Source organism: Sphingobium sp. LB126 (assembly GCF_002795205.1).
GTDB classification, from domain to species: domain Bacteria; phylum Pseudomonadota; class Alphaproteobacteria; order Sphingomonadales; family Sphingomonadaceae; genus Sphingobium; species Sphingobium chungbukense.
On record NZ_NETV01000001.1, the window covers coordinates 479185 to 495591 of the forward strand.

The window sequence follows — 16407 nt, forward strand, 5'->3', positions numbered from 1 at the left end:
GACCCGTTTCCAGGAGCAGCGTGTCGACTGCAAATTGAAGTCGACATGCTGCCAGGCCGTCATGTCGGGTTCGGTCGAGCACTTCCAACGCCTCAACCATCAACGCCACCGCATGGTCAAGCGAACTACTGTTCTGATTTCGCAAATCTGCTTGCACCCGCACCTCCCATCAACAAGCCACATGGCTCAATCGGTTCATGGAGGCATGGAAATCTGCCCAGCGGGCCGCACGGTTTTGTTCACGCATGCACGCCCAAGAGCCCACCTATCATGCGCGGCGGTTTGTTCTGGGGAGGTTTCCACGCCTCCGTTCGCATGCCGCGAACCTTTGGAGCCTAGCAGGTAAGACTGGGATCGCAATTGAACCACGCGGCGATTTTTGCGCCAAATCCGCAGGCTTATTCGGATTCCCCCGGAACGGATAAAGCGAGCGCAATCGACATACTGACCTGACTGGGCCTCTGAAGGGCTAATTTCTCCTAGCCTGCACAAACACATCCGAACCGAAACGGCGCACGAGGTGGACTGCGACCGAGGCCGAATAGCGGCGCTGCCGCCAGGAGGTCGGACTGTGGTAGATGCCAACGGCCGCCCAATAGTCGCCGGTCGCCTCCAAAGCGGACAAGAAAATCCAGCGCGCCGCCTCGGCGCCGAAGCATGGATCATAGCGAAGCCAGTATCGGACGCTGCGCTCCGGCTGATCGATCAGCCCGGCGATGCGCGGCACCCACCAACTGTTGATTTGCAGCGGCCCGAGATCATGCGAGCCGTTGGTGTTCGGCACCTGGGCGCCGATCCAGCCCGCCTCCTGATCGCGTAGCCCCCATAGCGTCTTTTCGAGCCACGCTCGGCCGAGCGAGGCTTGCTTGATGCAACGCGCGATGGACTGTTCCTGCCCGGCGCGTTGCGGCGCCACCTTCGCAGAGGCCGATGCTGTCCAGATCGGCCCGATAAACGCGACCATGGCGAACGTGCCGCGTAAGAGGTGGATTGGCCATTTCATGCATTCGTCTCCTTTGATTGAGTGGGCGTGCGGTTGGCGATCTCGTCGCGATCGGCGCCCAGACACGCGACGGGATCGCCTCTCAGCAGGGCGATCAGTTCCGCACCCGAGACGATCGAGACCAGAGAGTCAGCGGCGACGTGCTGCCGACTTTGGGGGCCGGTACGCCCGGTATGAATGAAGAGGCCGCGGCAGTGTCGTGCGCGGCAGAGCGCGATGAAATCCACGACGTGTTCCGGGCGGATCGCCGCTGCGTATCGCTTCGCCTGGATGAGAACCGTTTTGCCGTCGATGACGACGCGGCCGTCGACGCCGCCATCGCCGGTATAGCGGCGGTTGCGGGTGATTCTAAGTCCACGCCGCTCGAAGCATTCGAGGAGCAGCTCTTCGAACGCGAGCGGATCCATGGCGCGCAAACGTGCATAGACGAGTTGGACGGGCTGTGCGCGATCCCGTCCCTGGAGCTGGGTTGCCATCGTGCGCGCCTGCCGGCGGCGCCAGCGATGGCGCGCAGGGGTTCTGATCGAGCGGGCGATCGCAGCCAGCGCTGCGAGCGCGAGAAAAATCAGCAACAGGATTGTCGGATGCAGGTTCATCGTTCGGGTCCTTGGGGTGCGCGGGACACGTGCTCGGGCGTGGGGGCCGCGCGGGATTGGCCGGGTTGCTGCTGGTCGCCATCACTGCGCGCCCGGTCGAGGATGCCCGAGAGGAAGCGGTCGAGGATTTCGGCAATGCTGCGCGCGTTCTCGGCAAGATGCTCGGCAGGACCGCGAGGCGCACGATCGCGCTCGCGTCGATCGAGTTGCCGGCCCAGCGCCTTGTCCCGGGCGGCCGTGCGTTCCCGCTCCTGCTCTTCGCGCAACTCGTCGAGCCGGTCGCCGGCGCGCGCGGCAAAACTGCTGACGCGGTCGGCGCCTATCCGACCAAGCCCTTCGAGCGAGGACGTCTTCTCGCCCGAGCGTTGCTCCAGCTTTTCGATCAGTCCGTTGCGGTCGTTGGTCCAGAGCCGCACCCCGAATTCGGCACGTGTGATCGTGGTGTAATAGTTCTGGCCGTTCACGAGGGGCGATTCGACCGGAGCAAGGGCGAAGACCATGGGATAGGTCTTGGACTGCGCGGAATAGACGGTCTCGGCATAGCCATGATCCCAGGTCTTGTGCTCGTCGAGATCGACCCTCTGGACACGACCGCCACGGTCCCAACGGACGGTTGCGATGCTGCCTTCCAGCTTTTCGACGGTACCGCGCTCGGCATTGCGCAGCTTCAGCGGTTCGTTGACTAATCGCCACTGGATGCGATCGCCCTCGGCCAGATCCCGCTCCTCTCGATTGAAGACGTTGATGTGGCGCGCGGCGGTGGTTCGCGGGTCCCAGCGGACGATGCGTCCATTCTCGTCCACGAGGCGGACCACCGGACGGCCACTCGTATCGCGGCCGAGCCCTTCGACGCGATATTCGTTGTCGCGCGCGATGCCGGCGCCGGCCACGTCCTGGGTGAAGCGGACGACTTGCCCCGCGGAATAGAACCGGGCCATGTGCCGTTCCTGTTCGGTGAAACCGGCCGGCGTGAGCACCTCGAGGCGAGCTTCCTCGGCTGCAAGCGCGCCTTCGGTTTTCATCACCTCGCGGATCTTGGAATTGACGATGAGACGCGTGGCATTATCGAGCACGAGAATGCTGGTTTCGGCGCGCGCATTGGAGCCGAGCTGGGTCCAGGCCTTGACCAGGCTCTCGGCTAGTTCCGGCCCATCCTTTCCGGTGGTGACGCTATTGAGGGCGGCGACCGATTTTCTGTAATTGCCTTCACGCGCGAAGGTCACCGCGGCCGTCATGAAGTCGTTCTGCTGACGAACGGTCTCAACCAGTTGCGCGGTCGGCATGCCGAGGCGCTGCATCAGCCAGAAGGGTTTTCCTTGTTCGATGGCCCCGGTCTGCTTTTCGTCGCCCAGCAAGAGCAGGCGGGCTCCAGTCTTCCGGCTGATTTCGAGAAGACGACGCGCCTGCCTGTTGCCGAGTTGTCCAGCCTCGTCGACGACGAGAACGTGCCGGTCGGTGATCCCAAACCCGCCCTTTGCCGTGAGCCGGGCGACGGTCATGGATTCTATGCCCGCCTTCTCGCCGAGACCGGCAGCCGCCGACGATGTAGGCGCCAGCGCGATCAACGTCGTCCCCGGCTCCGCTGCTGCGTTCAGGAATCTCACGAGGGTCGATTTTCCCGAACCGCCGACACCGTGGATACCGGTCACACGGTCGCGCGATGTGGCACTATCGACCAGGGCACGCTCCTGTTCGGATTTGAGGCCGGCTGTTTCGAGGACAGCGAGGAGGCGGTCGCTTGACGCGATCGGCCGTGCGTCGTTGATCGCGAGCGCCAGGTGTTGGGTGAACGATAGTTCGAGTCGGGCTGATTTCCTGGTGGTGCGACCGCGCGTGAAGGCCTGCTCGCCGGTTTCCTCGCGCGCGGTCAGGAGCTTCAGTCGTTCCTCGTGCTGCTCGATCCGGGGGCGGATATGGTCGAGACGGATCTCGCCGACATGGGCGGCGAGCCCTTCCCTGAAGATCTCGCCGCGATTGTTGACGGCCTCCGACGTTTCGGCCTGACGCAGTCCAAACAACGCCGCACGCGCCGCTTCCTGCGCGGTCGGTCCAGGCAAAGGCCCTTCCCGCTCCCGCGTTTCGCCAAGAAGACGGTCGAGCGGTTCGAGTTGAGCGCCAGCGCGCTCCCGCCATTGTGCAACAAGTTCGTCCCGGCCTGTCTTCACCTTCGGCGGACGGGTCGCATAGAAGGACGCGCGCTGCGCCTTTTGCCCGACCAGGCCGTTCTCGCGCGCATGCTGCTCGATCTCGCGGGCCCGCTGCGAGTAGATCTCGATGAGCGAGGGATGGACGCCCCGGATTTCGAACAGGCCGGTGCGGGGATTGACGTCGAGTTCGTGTCCGACCTCACGCAACTCGAACGCGAGCGCATTGCGATAGACCTGGCCCGCGACCCGTTGCTCCTCATACATCGCGCGAGATTCGAGGCTCGCCATCTGCTCGCCATCGGTCCGGTTCGTCATGTTGAGCACGACGACATGGGTGTGGAGATGGGGATCGAGTTCGCGAGAACCATGCTCGGTGAACCGCGCGACCAGGATGCGGCCGGTGGTCTCGTGGATGATCTCCTTCTCCTCGCGCCGGCGCAGGAGAGCGTGTTCCTCCAGATAGTCGATCGCCGCGCCGACAGCGCGTTCGTGGGCGGCAAGGACGCGCTCGTCGCCGGCGACCAACGCCATGATCGATACGGACTTTGGTGCGTTGACCGCGAAATCCCACCCTGGATGGTGCTGGATGGTGCCATCTCCGCGGTGCCGACCGAGCTGCTGTTCGCGCACCTGGCCGGCGAGCAGTTCCTGGAAAGTCTTGGGATCGACGGGTCCCTCAAGCCCAAGGTCGATGGCGAGCTTGCCGCCCCATTCGGACGGCTCGTCCTGGCCTTTGCTATAATAGTCGCCCACCGTGTAGTAGCGCGCGATATTGCCGGGTGTGCCGCTCAGACGTTTCGGTTGGATCATGCCGGTCTGGCCTGCTCACGCGGCCCGTCGGCACGGCCATGCTGCACGAGATCGGAGCGGATCTCGCCTTGCCGGACCGCCAGCAGCGCCCATGCCGCACGCGGCGGCACGGGCAGATCGGCTGCATCATCATCGAGAAGGATGGCCTCGATCTCTTCCGTGGCGACGATCCCGGTCGGGGTGGCGAAGAGATCGGGCTGACGCGGCGGCGCAGTTGCATCGCTCACGGACGGCTCGGGCGCGGGGGCCGACCCGCTGGCGCCAACACCGGCTTGCGTACCCTCCTTTTCTATCGCCTCCCGGACCCGAGACTCCGCCCGTGCAATGCGGATCAGCTTGGCCGCTTTTTGGAGGCGGATCGGCGGGTCGGTGCGCTCAACAAAGGCCGCTGCGACATTCGGCATGTCGTTGTACCGGCTATTGAAGCGGACGACCGGGAGATTACGGCCGAAGCGAAGGAAGCCGGAGAGGTTCGGCAGATTGGTGACCTCGGTATGCATGACCAGCGGGCGTGTCACTTGCATGCGCGACAAGTTCACACCGTCGCGCATGTCGTTCACACCATAGGACATGCCCTCATTGGCCTCGACCTGCTCCACTTGGCCGAGATTTTCGGAGACATGCTTCGCGGTCGCGGTGTCGTTCGCCCGCAGCGCCACCCAGGTCGAGCAATAGCCGGTGATCGCGGCAGCATCTTGAATGCCGTAAGTGGCTTCGAGCTGGGGGTAGGACTGAAAACCAAGAATCCCGCAGCCGCCATATTTGCGGGCGCGTGCGAGAAAGTCCGAGAGCGACGGCAGCTTCTGCAGGGTCGGCAACTCGTCGATCACGCAATAGAGGCGGCGATCGCGATCGGGCGGCAGGCTCATGATCGCGCTGATGGCGATGTCCAGCCAGACGGTGATCAGGGGCCGCAATGACGGCAACTGGTCGGCCTTCACCGTGATGAAAAGCCAGCCATCGTCCTCGCCATGCTCGACCCATTCCCGGATCGAGAACCCGTCCTCGGTGTCGTCGAGATACGCGAAGCTGCGCATCACTGACGCGAGTTCGGCCTGGATACCGGCGCTGGTCCGCTCGCCCTCGGTGGAGATGAACGCTGCGGCGTCCGTGCCGGCGGCGAAGGCGGCGAGATCCTTCAATTTCGAGCGGAGCAGCCGGTCGAGCAGCACCGATACATAGGTATGCTGCATCTTCGCCAGCTTTCGCATCACGGCGACCAGGGTGCCGCGTGCCGCTTTCGCCCAAAATGGATCGCCGTGCTTATCGGGGATCGTCGATTCCGCGATCTGGTCGTATTGATATTCTCGGGGGACATCGACCCAGGGCGACCAGGTGCTGGTGCGCGCATCGAGAGGGTTGAGCAGTTGGTCGGTGCCGGGCCGAAAGAATTTTTCGACGAACGTCCCGGCTGTATCATAAACGATGGCACGCCTGCCCAGCTTCCGGATGCCGGCCAGCATGCCGATGATTTCATTGGTCTTGCCCGTGCCCGGCGCGCCGCAGATCAGGATGTGCTCGGGTTCGAAAGCCTCGGGGACTGGCACGGCGCCGATTGAAAGTGGGCCCTTGCGCTGACGCCACAGCGCCCGCCGCACCTGCCGGAGCGTGCCAAAGCGTGCGCCGCGTAGATATTCGTTCGACCCGAGGCCTTTTCCTGTGCGGGCGAAATAGAACCAGGCCCAGGCGAGCGCGCCGAACGTGAAGAGGCCGGAGATGAGCGCGCCGTGGAGGAGATAGATTTCGAACGAGTGGATCGTGTGCTTGGCGAGCGAGGATGCGACCAGCCAGTCGGCCGAGGTCCAATATTGCCTGCCGTCCGGTGCCCGGAACAGGACCGGATCGTTCGTGCCGCCCGCCGCATCGACCTTGATCATGGCCTCGGCGAGCTTGACCATGACGAAGCGCTCATAGGCGCTCGACTTTTCCAGCGCGTACCAGACGATGCCGGTGATCCAGATGACGAGGCCCGCCAGCATCGTCTGGTAGAAGACCTGGGTGGTCATGCGGACGTTGTGGACGATCGCCTGGCCACCGCGGGTCCAGGACCCGAGCATGTCGTTGCGGAAGATGCTCACCGAGCATCCTCCCCTTGCCCGAGCAACCCGCGCTCGGCGAGAATCGCCCGCGCCTCGGTCATTCCCTGCTCCAGCGCCTTGGGCGATTGCTGGCCAACGGATGTCGCGACGATCGACAGAATCTGGATCGCGGTCGCGAGAATTTCGTCTTGCGAGGAAAAGACGTATCGCTGCCGCTCGTCGACGGTCTGCTCTAGGGTGCGTCGGATATAAGCGGAAAGGGAAAGATTCGCGCCGAGCGCCCGGCGATGCAGACGCGCGTGCAGCGCCGCGTCGAGCCGGAAATTGATCTTGACCATAAGAGCGGCTCCGGTGCGAAGCGCTCTCAGGTGTCATGAAGCGGTTCGTTTTTACCGCGAGAGCGATTTCGCATCAAGAGGATCGTGCAGAGCGCCCATCGATGCCTTGAAATCAGGCGAGCCCACCACCCATTCCGATTCACTTACTCGACACGCACGCCCGGTAGCGGTACCCTATCGCGGAGTAAAGAAGAGTTCAGACATGTTGATCGCGCAAATATCTGATTTTCACGTCGTTACGGCTGGAAAGCTTGCTTATAACCGGATCGATACCGGCAATATGCTTCGCCATGCCGTGAACATGATCAACAGGCTGCGACCCAGGCCGGCCCTGGTAATCGGAAGCGGCGACCTCGTACAATCTGGCACAACCGCCGAATATGGCGAGCTTCTGAGCATTCTCGCGGACCTTCGGGCTCCGTTTGCGCCGGTTATGGGGAACCACGACAATCGCGAGAACTTCATGATGGCCTTCGGGTCCGCGCTGCAGTTCGGCTCAGGCCCGTTCGTCCAATATGTCCGCATGGTCGGCCAGGAGCAGGTTGTCATACTCGACTCGGTCACGGAAGGCTCGGGTGAGCCGTCCTTCTGTGCTGAGCGCGTCCGCTGGCTCGATCGCATTCTCTCGGCCTCGACCCGGCGGTCGATCCTGGTCACGCATCATCCAGTTTTCCCTACGGGAATCAGTTGGATGGAGCCGAGTGATCCGAACTGGAGTCAACTTCTCGGCAGTGTCATTGCGGATCATCGCCCGCAGATCATTCACCTACTGAGCGGGCACATTCATCGCGCGATCCACAGCCGCGCTTTCGACCTGCCGGCATCGAGCTGCCCTTCCACTGCGCATCAGGTCGCGCTCGATTTCGAGTCGGAGGACGCGCTCTTTTCCCGCGAGGCACCGGGCTTCCAGTTGCACCGGGTGGAAGACGGCATGGTGACGACCTACACGGCCAGTCTCGACCGGGTTCTTGACAGCTTCGATCCTCGCGAGGGTTGACCATAGTCGTCACACGCCTTTCGGCGAGAGGCGTGCGGGATTGTCACCGATGTCAAATTCCGATTTACTTACCCAAGTCACAACGGTACACACGCTCAATTCGTGCCTGGAGAGGACAAGGTAAACGTGCAGGCGTTATTCGTGCGCGCGAGTGAATCGCACGCCTTGTAAAGTCCTTTACCTTCATTCCCGGCAATGCTTCTCATCGGAGTAGTATCCGTGCTCAGTCCTGAAGAAGCCGCAGGCTTTATCGTCACTGCCAAGGCAGTATTGTTCGATTGGGACGGCTGCCTCGCCGCTGGTGGCAGCCTGCTTGTTGGCGCAGGGGATATCCTGCGTGCGCTTGGCAGCAAGTCCTACATCCTTTCGAACAACTCGACCGATCAGCCGCGCGATCTCACGCGTCTGTTGAAACAGTTCGACGTCATGTTTCCTCTCGATAATGTCCTGCTGGCCGGCCACCAGACATTGGCGTGCGAAGCCGCGCGCTCGAACGGGCGGCCGATCTGCCTCGTCGCCGCACCGCAGATGGTTGCACACGCCATGAACCTAGGCCTCAATCTGGTGATGGGGAACGAGGAAATCGACGAAGCCGTCGAAACCGTGATCATCATGCGTGACACGAGCTTCAATTTCCGCACGCTGACGACGGTGGTCAATTCGGTTCGCGACTGCAAACGCATCGTGGTGTCCAATCCCGACATGACGCATCCCGGTCTTGGCGGCACCGTGCAGCCGGAGACTGGTGCACTGTTCGAGGCCATTCGGGCATGTCTGGGCGACCGGACGCCAGTGATCGAGATCATCGGCAAGCCCAGCCAGGCGATGTTCGTCGCGGCCCTGGATCGCGCCGGCGTTCGCCCGGCCCAGGCGGTGATGGTTGGCGACAATCCGGCCACCGATGGCGCCGGCGCCGAGGCAAGCGGGATTCCTTTCGTCCAGGTCCATCCCGAAGGGCCGCTCACCATGGCGCTGCTGGCTCAGGCCGTGTGCGAGCGCCTTGCATCCGAAACTCCACGGAGCATCAACCAATGACGACTGGCTTGTCTGGCCTCGAAGACACGATCAACAAGGCATTGGGGCCGGCCGCCGATCTGGCGAACGCCTATGTCTTCCTCCCCGTGTCCATTGGGCCGGGCCAGCTCCCGGTGCTGGTGATCTGGCTGGTCGCAGTCTCGCTGGCGATGACCATCGGGTTCCGCTTCATCAATCTTCGGGGGCTTTGGCAGGCCGTGCGGATCGCAAGGGGCGACTATACCGATCCGGCGAGCCACGGCGAGGTCAGCCAGTTTGGGGCACTCAGCGCGGCGCTCGCCGGGACACTCGGCCTTGGAAGCGTGGCGGGTGTGGCCGTCGCGATCAGCATCGGGGGTGCCGGCGCCATGGTCTGGATGACCATCACCGGCTTTCTCGGGATGACCGTCAAACTCGCCGAATGCACTCTGGCGGTGAAGTACCGCACGATCGGCAGCGATGGCATCGTGAACGGCGGTCCGATGCATTATATCCCGGTCGCCTTCGGCAGATTGCACCTTCGCCCCGTCGGGATGGCGCTCGCCATCTTTTTCTGCATCGCCACCGTGTTGGCCTCGACATCCGTGTTTCAGGTCAATCAAGCCTTCGTGCAGGTCAAAGCGGTCACCGGGCTGCAGAGTCCCTTGCTGTTCGGCATCATATTCGCCCTGGTGGTCGGACTCGTAATCGTCGGCGGCATGCGCAGCATCGCGCGGGTCTGCACGCGGCTCGTTCCGTTTCTCGTGCTCGCCTATTTCGTCGCCGTCATGGTCATCCTCGTGGCCAATGCTTCCGCGATCCCGGGCCTGATCGCGCGGGCATTTGTCGATGCATTCGATTTCCGTGCGGTCCTCGGCGGTGGCTTCGGCGCCCTCGTCGTCGGCGTGCAGCGGGCTGCCTATGCGGGAGAGTCGGGCCTTGGCTCGGCGCCGATCGCCCATGCCGCCGCCAAGACCGATGAACCGGTGTCCGAGGGGTTGGTCTCCCTGCTGGAACCGTTCGTGACGGTCGTCATCGTCTGCAATCTGACGGCGCTCGCCATCCTCGCGCCCGGGATCGACATGCCCAAGGGGATTGCGGGCATCGAGATCGCGTCGGCCGCCTTCTCCACCGTCTCGCCCTGGTTCGCACCGGTTCTTGCCGTCCTTGTCGCCCTGCTTGCCTACAAGACAGTCATCGGCTGGGCCTATTATGGCGAACGAACCTTCTGCTGGCTCGTCGGCGAAGGCGAGAAGCGCCGCATCATCTTTCGCATTGCCTATCTGGCAGCGCTCGCCGTGGCGCCGACCCTCACGGTCGGTGAAGCAATTCGCTTTCTAGATGCCATGATGTTCGCCATGTCCGTACCGAACACCATTGCAGTTCTACTCCTGGCGCCTGAGCTACATCGCGACGTTCGAAGCTATTATAGTCGGATTGTCAGGCGGCCGCCCCCGACGAATGGCAGATCCGAGGGCGAGTTGATCGCCCCTGCTCCGACCTGAACGAATTTTCCAAATTGGGACAGAGAATCCAGCGCCAAGATAGAAATGTCTCTGGCGCTATTTTTGTTGTCTTTTATAACTACCGTATACGCAGATACGATGGTTTATAGACCAATAAGCGCTGCGCTGCACAATATCACCAAAATTGACGGTATTTCTTAGAATATATTCCATAATATATTCTAAAATATATCCTGTAATATATACTTGCAGTCATATCAATTTGAGTATTTCATGGTCACTCAGGACCGACATCGTCGGTCATTCATTCGACGGTGGTCGTTGAAATGGAACAGGACGGGGTTTCTGGTGACTTAGACGCATGCACCGCGAGGGGCTGCATCTATTGGGTTACCGGACTCTCCGGGTCCGGCAAAACGACACTCGCTCAGGCTCTTGTCGAACGGCTCGGGGCGCTCGGCCGCTCAGTCGTCCAGATCGACGGCGATCGGATGCGCGCCATCCTCGGCGGACGCTTCGGCTACACCCATGGCGACCGGCATCTGCTCGCGCAGACCTACGGACGTCTCTGCAAGGAACTCGGCGACCAGGGCCACGATGTGGTGTGCGCCACCGTTTCCATGTTCCATGACGTGCGGGCCTGGAACCGCGACAATATCGGTCATTATGTCGAGATTTATCTGCGGATGCCGATCGACCAGCTCGTCGAACGCCATCCGCGGGGTCTCTACGCCCGCGGGCTGACCGGACACATCCGGCATGTTCCAGGCATCGACATTGCGCTCGAGGAGCCGGAGGCGCCCGACGTGATCCTTGATGCGGCCCTGCCGCCCGCGGCGGTCGTCGCCAATCTCTTCCGCTATCTCGACACGATCAAGAAGGCCGCATGATGATCCAGGGCGACTTTACCCATTTAGCCGAAGCCTATGCCAATCGTCCGGCCTATGCGGAGCCGGTCATCGACCAGCTCGCCGCCGCGATACGGGCACATGCATCATCGCCGACCGCTGCCGATGTCGGTGCCGGCACGGGCAAGCTTACCCAGATGCTCCAGGCGCGTGGGCTTGAAGGGTTCGCGATCGAGCCGAACGAGGCGATGCGGCGCGAGGGCGAGAAGCTGGGCCTGCCGAGCTTCACCTGGCGAACTGGATCGGCCGAGGAAACCGGCCTCGAAGACGGCGGCGTGGATCTCGTGACCATGGCATCCGCTTTCCACTGGACCGACGCCGGCCGGGCGCTCGCGGAGTTCTACCGGATCCTGCGCCCTGGCGGCGTGCTGGCGCTGCTCTGGAACCCGCGCGATCTGGCGCGCGACCGGCTGCAGGCCGACATCGAGGGCGATATCGCGATGATTGCGCCCGATATCCGGCGGCGATCGTCCGGCGGTGCTGCCTATACCGACGGGCTGGAAGACAAGCTCCTCGGCGATGGGCTCTTCCGCGATGTCGTCTTCCTCGAAGCGCCGCACATCGAGGAGATGTCGGCCGAACGTCATCTCGGCGCCTGGCGCTCCGTCAACGATATCCGCGCCCAGGCCGGCGAGGAGAAATTCGGCGAGATCATTGCCGCCATCGAGCGGCGCCTTGAAGGATGCGACCAGGTGGCCGTTCGCTATCGCACTCGCGCCTGGTTCGTGCGGAGGGCGTGAGATTCCGATGGGTCAGGCGCTATTCGAGGACAAGGCCGCCACGCTGGCGAGCCTCGAGGGCCAGTTGGTCAACGGACGCGTGTTGCCCCAGGCGACGATCGACCATGCCGGTTGGAAATCTGCGCGCGCACGGGTCTTGAAGCGGCTGCTGGCGGCGCCATGGGCACAGGAGTCGACCGGTCATCTTCCCGCGCTGATCGTCCGCTCGAGCGCGAGTGGGGAGGATGGCGCCGGCCAATCGTTGGCCGGGCACTTTCTGTCGGTCCAGAACGTACGCGGTGAAGGCGCGCTCGCCGAGGCCATCGACCAGGTCTTCGCGTCCTATGCGCCGCAACTGACCGATGATCAAAAGGTGCTGGTGCAGCCGATGCTTGCAAAGGTTGTGGCGAGCGGCGTCGCGACCAGCCGGGAGGTCGGATCCGGGCGGCCCTATATCGTCGTCAACACCAGCATCGGCGCCGACACCACCGAAGTGACGGCCGGCCGCACGAACGAGACGCAGGTCTGCTATCATTTCCGGGGGTCGCTGATGCCGCCCGAGGGCCGGTGCGGCGCGGTGGTGCGGCTCATCAGAGAGGTCGAGCAACTATCGGGCGTCGACCGGCTCGATATAGAGTTCGCATTTGTCGAGGGCGAGCATTCGCCGGTGCTGCTCCAGGCGCGGCCGCTGGTGAACGCGCCGACCGTGCCCCTCCCCCGCGACCGCCACTGCCGCGCGCTCGCCCAGGCGGAACGCAAGATCGCGTCGACCTTGGGCGCCCACCCACTGGCGCGCGGCCGGCGGTCCGCCCTTGGCGTGATGCCTGACTGGAATCCGGCCGAGATCATTGGTGTGCGCCCACGACCGCTGGCACTTTCACTCTATCGCGGCCTGGTGACTGACGATGTCTGGGCGCGACAGCGCACATCCTATGGCTATCGGGATCTGCTGGGTGTGCCGCTGCTGATCGACATTCTCGGCCTGCCCTATATCGACGTCAGAACCAGCTTCGACAGCTTCGTGCCGGCGGAGTTGAGCGACGCCGCCGCCGATCACGTCGTGGATCACTATATGGATCGGCTGCTGGCCGCGCCGGCACTGCACGACAAGATCGAGTTCGAGATCGTACTGTCCTGCTATGCGTTCGATATCGACCGGAGGCTCGCCGCGCTGGCCGATGTCGGCTTCAACCTTGCGGAGCTCCGCGATCTGCGCGGTGCGCTTCATACGCTGACGCAGCGCATCGTCGATCCGATCGACAGCCCGCGCCTCGCTGATCGCGCCGGCCTCGACAAGCTGCAGACGCGGCGGGCACAAATCCTGGCGTCGGACACGCCACCGCTCGCGCAGGCCTATTTCCTGCTGGAGGATTGCAAGCGCTTCGGCACGCGGCCGTTCGCCGGGCTGGCGCGTGTAGGCTTCATCGCCATCCAGATGCTCAATTCGATGGTCGCGGTCGGCGCGATCGATGAAGATGATCGCCAGGCGTTTCTCATGAGCGTCTCCACCGTGGCCAGCGAGATGCAGCGCGATCTCGCCCAACTCAGCAAGGAGGCGTTTCTCGCAAGCTACGGGCATCTCCGACCAGGCGCCTATGACATTCTTTCCCCCCGCTATGATGAGGCGCCCGAGCTGTATTTCAACGGCTTCTGGTCCGCCGACCATTTGTTGAAGCTGCCGGCCGGCGCAGAGCCGTTCGCGCTTGACCGGGCGTCGACCGGGGACGGGGCGACGCAGCGCCGCGCTCTCTGGTCGCGCCTGGAAACCGCGGCCGCGCCGCTGCTTGCCCGGCATGAAATCGACGTTACGCCGGCTGCTTTCGTCGAGTTCCTCGCCGAGGGCATCCGGGAGCGCGAGCAAGCGAAATTCCTGTTCACGCGCAGCCTCTCCGATGCGCTGGCGCTCATCAAGCGCTGGGGCAATTCGGTGGGCCTGAGCCCGGACGATCTTTCCTATGCCGATGTCCGGGCCCTGCGCGAGGCCTATGCGACGGCCCGCGAGCCGCTGGAATTGTTCGCCGACACGATCCGCCAGGGGCGTGACAGCTTCGCGGTCACCTCGGCGACCTGCCTCCCGCCGCTCATTACCGGCGCGGGCGATGTCTGGGGCTTCGATCTGCCGATCGCGACGCCGAACTTCATCACGAGCCGGGCCGCGCGCGGCCGGGTGGTCCGGGAGATCGAGGGCGCGGACCTCGATGGCGCGATCGTGATGATCCCCAACGCCGATCCCGGGTTCGACTGGATCTTCAGCCGCCCGATCGCGGGATTGATCACTGCCTATGGGGGCGCGAACTCGCACATGGCGATCCGATCGGCGGAGCTTGGCCTGCCGGCGGTGATCGGCGCCGGCGAGCACCTCTTCCGGGAATGGGCGCAGGCCGGCGCGCTGCAGATCGATTGCGCGAACCGGCGCGTCGACATCATGCCGGTGGGACGCGCATGACGCTGCCGCTCGTCGCCGTCACCCAGCGCGTGGAGCTGGCGCCTCGGGACACCGGCGGCCCCGAGCGGCGGGACGCGCTCGACCAAGCCTGGTCGCGTTTCCTTGCCGCCGCCGGCTTCCGCGCCCTGCCGATCCCCAATCACGTCGCGACCGCGCTCGCGCTGTTCACTGGCCTGCCGGTGCGTGGGCTGCTGCTGACCGGCGGCAACAACCTGATGGCCTATGACGGCGACGCGCCCGAGCGAGACGCGACGGAATCGGCGCTGCTGGGCGCCGCGCGCGTGCGCCGGCTGCCGGTGATCGGTGTCTGCCGCGGCATGCACGTTCTGCAGCACACCTGCGGCGTCAGGCTGGTGCCGGTTGAGGGGCATATTTCGGCAGCACAGAGCGTTCGATCGATCTTCGGCGAGCGCGTCGTGAACAGCTATCATCGCTTCGGCGCCCGGGAGAGCGCGCCCGAGCTGGTTGCCTGGGCGACGGCCGAGGACGGCGTGGTCAAGGCGGTCCGCCATGCGACCGAGCCTCTGGTCGGCATCATGTGGCACCCCGAGCGGCTGACGCCGTTCGCCGAAGAAGATCTCGGTCTGTTCCGCAGCACCTTCGCGACCCGCGCGGAGCTGGCGGCATGAACGCCCCCTTTGCCTCCGCCCGCCCCGACGCCCCGCAATCCTCCGCGCCGATGTTGCCGCCGCTCGCCGAGCGGCGCGAGGTGCGCAAGGCCGTGATCCTCGCTGCGGGTCGCGGCCGGCGGATGGGCAAGCTCACCGCCGATCGGCCGAAGGGCGCGCTCGAGGTGGGTGGGCATGCGCTTATCGACTGGCAGATCGAGGCACTGCGCGCGGCCGGCGTCAAGGAGATCGCGGTGGTGACGGGCCATGCGTCCGAGGCGCTCGCTGGCCGCGACGTCACCTACATCCACAATCCGGATTGGGCGAAGGGCACCCAGGTCGAGACGCTTCTGAAGGCGAGCGACTGGATCGGCGATGAGCCGGCGATCGTCAGCTATAGCGACATCATCTATCATCCTTGCGCGGCGCTCGCGCTGCGGGAACGGCCGGGCGACATTGTCGTCGCCTACGACGCCGATCATCGCTGGCTTTGGAAGCGGCGGTTCGGGAATTGGCTGAAGGACAGCGAGACATTCCGACTTGGCCCCGGCCAGGTATTGACCGAGATTGGCGGGAAGCCGACAGACGTCGAAGAGCTTGATGGTCAGTTCATGGGCCTGATGCTGCTCACGCCGGCCGGACTCGATTTGCTCGGTCAGTGTTCTCGCGATGTATCTCACGCGACCCCGGCCAAGTTCGATTTCACGGCATTGCTGGCAGCGTTGCTCAGTGCCGGCGCTAGGATCGACACGGCGGCAAATGCCCTCCCCTGGATGGAAGTCGACAGCGCGAAGGATCTCCGGATCGCCGAGGCGATGACCGTTAGGGATGAGATCAAGGGAACGGGTCCGCATCTGATTTTCCCCGCGGACCTTCCGACCGACTTTGTCATGGATTCGTCTGACGATCCGGCCGCGCTGGCGGAGGCGGCCGGCGACATCGATGGTGCGCCGGTGGCACCGGATAATGGGCCATGGAGCGAGGAACGCCTGCGGCCGTTTCTCGCCATTCGCGACTATGCGGTCGAGAATGCCTTTGCGGTCCAAAACTGGGGCCGCTCCGGCTCGACCTTCGTGCAAAGCCTGTTCGATGGTCATCCGCAGGTGCTCTCGACCCCAAATTTCTATTCGCGTCACTATTTCGCGGCATGGGCTGCCACAATCGGGCGGCAACCAGACACTCATAAAATCGACGCATTTCTGAAGGCTTTCAGACAGTGGTGGGACTCTGGAGTTGTCGACGCGACTGCCGGCCTCCACCGCCTCGGACCTCAGAGCCTGATCCGAAACTAAGTTGAGTGGTATCAGCGGGTTAGCTTGACGCCAGCCCAAGTCGTT

At 63.7% G+C, this 16407-nt stretch carries 13 protein-coding genes; 8 read left to right on the forward strand and 5 right to left on the reverse strand.

Features of this window, described 5'->3' with window-relative positions; genetic code table 11:
- Nucleotides 1–469: 469 nt before the first annotated feature.
- The 5 genes from CAF53_RS02280 to CAF53_RS02300 are packed head-to-tail and all read right to left on the reverse strand — an operon-like array spanning nucleotide 470 to nucleotide 6933.
- A complete protein-coding gene (locus CAF53_RS02280) occupies nucleotides 470–1003 on the reverse strand; it encodes a lytic transglycosylase domain-containing protein (RefSeq protein ID WP_242443366.1) in 534 nt (177 codons plus the stop codon).
- Nucleotides 1000–1599 carry a restriction endonuclease gene (locus CAF53_RS02285; protein WP_100237185.1) on the reverse strand — a complete coding sequence of 200 codons (600 nt, stop codon included), beginning with the start codon at nucleotides 1597–1599 and terminating at the stop codon, nucleotides 1000–1002. Before CAF53_RS02285 ends, CAF53_RS02280 begins: the two co-directional genes overlap by 4 nt.
- The gene (mobF, locus tag CAF53_RS02290) at nucleotides 1596–4556 is read right to left on the reverse strand and encodes a MobF family relaxase (RefSeq protein WP_100237186.1); all 2961 of its coding nucleotides are present in this window, start codon (nucleotides 4554–4556) and stop codon (nucleotides 1596–1598) included. The genes CAF53_RS02285 and mobF overlap by 4 nt, the downstream gene beginning before the upstream one ends.
- Complete coding sequence (locus tag CAF53_RS02295; protein WP_100237187.1) at nucleotides 4553–6634, reverse strand: type IV secretion system DNA-binding domain-containing protein; 2082 nt, start codon at nucleotides 6632–6634, stop codon at nucleotides 4553–4555. The genes mobF and CAF53_RS02295 overlap by 4 nt, the downstream gene beginning before the upstream one ends.
- Nucleotides 6631–6933 (reverse strand): toxin-antitoxin system HicB family antitoxin, encoded by a 303-nt coding sequence (locus CAF53_RS02300; RefSeq protein WP_100237188.1) that lies wholly within the window; start codon nucleotides 6931–6933, stop codon nucleotides 6631–6633. The genes CAF53_RS02295 and CAF53_RS02300 overlap by 4 nt, the downstream gene beginning before the upstream one ends.
- 202 nt (nucleotides 6934–7135) lie before the next feature.
- On the opposite strand from CAF53_RS02300, the gene CAF53_RS02305 reads away from it, so the two are divergent.
- The 8 genes from CAF53_RS02305 to CAF53_RS02340 all read left to right on the forward strand — a co-directional run bounded on the left by CAF53_RS02305 (nucleotide 7136) and on the right by CAF53_RS02340 (nucleotide 16362).
- Complete coding sequence (locus CAF53_RS02305) at nucleotides 7136–7930, forward strand: metallophosphoesterase (RefSeq protein WP_100237189.1); 795 nt, start codon at nucleotides 7136–7138, stop codon at nucleotides 7928–7930.
- A 195-nt stretch (nucleotides 7931–8125) separates the two neighbouring features.
- Complete coding sequence (locus CAF53_RS02310) at nucleotides 8126–8965, forward strand: HAD family hydrolase (RefSeq protein ID WP_100237190.1); 840 nt, start codon at nucleotides 8126–8128, stop codon at nucleotides 8963–8965.
- The gene (locus tag CAF53_RS02315) at nucleotides 8962–10428 is read left to right on the forward strand and encodes an amino acid carrier protein (RefSeq protein ID WP_100237191.1); all 1467 of its coding nucleotides are present in this window, start codon (nucleotides 8962–8964) and stop codon (nucleotides 10426–10428) included. The genes CAF53_RS02310 and CAF53_RS02315 overlap by 4 nt, the downstream gene beginning before the upstream one ends.
- A gap of 287 nt (nucleotides 10429–10715) precedes the next feature.
- Nucleotides 10716–11279, forward strand: a complete 564-nt coding sequence (locus CAF53_RS02320; protein WP_100237192.1) for an adenylyl-sulfate kinase — start codon at nucleotides 10716–10718, stop codon at nucleotides 11277–11279.
- Nucleotides 11276–12037 carry a class I SAM-dependent methyltransferase gene (locus CAF53_RS02325; protein WP_100237193.1) on the forward strand — a complete coding sequence of 254 codons (762 nt, stop codon included), beginning with the start codon at nucleotides 11276–11278 and terminating at the stop codon, nucleotides 12035–12037. Before CAF53_RS02320 ends, CAF53_RS02325 begins: the two co-directional genes overlap by 4 nt.
- A gap of 7 nt (nucleotides 12038–12044) precedes the next feature.
- Complete coding sequence (locus CAF53_RS02330) at nucleotides 12045–14462, forward strand: PEP/pyruvate-binding domain-containing protein (RefSeq protein ID WP_100237194.1); 2418 nt, start codon at nucleotides 12045–12047, stop codon at nucleotides 14460–14462.
- The gene (locus CAF53_RS02335) at nucleotides 14459–15091 is read left to right on the forward strand and encodes a gamma-glutamyl-gamma-aminobutyrate hydrolase family protein (RefSeq protein ID WP_157801183.1); all 633 of its coding nucleotides are present in this window, start codon (nucleotides 14459–14461) and stop codon (nucleotides 15089–15091) included. Before CAF53_RS02330 ends, CAF53_RS02335 begins: the two co-directional genes overlap by 4 nt.
- Nucleotides 15088–16362, forward strand: coding sequence for a phosphocholine cytidylyltransferase family protein (locus CAF53_RS02340; protein WP_100237196.1), 1275 nt, complete (start codon nucleotides 15088–15090; stop codon nucleotides 16360–16362). The genes CAF53_RS02335 and CAF53_RS02340 overlap by 4 nt, the downstream gene beginning before the upstream one ends.
- Nucleotides 16363–16407: the final 45 nt, after the last annotated feature.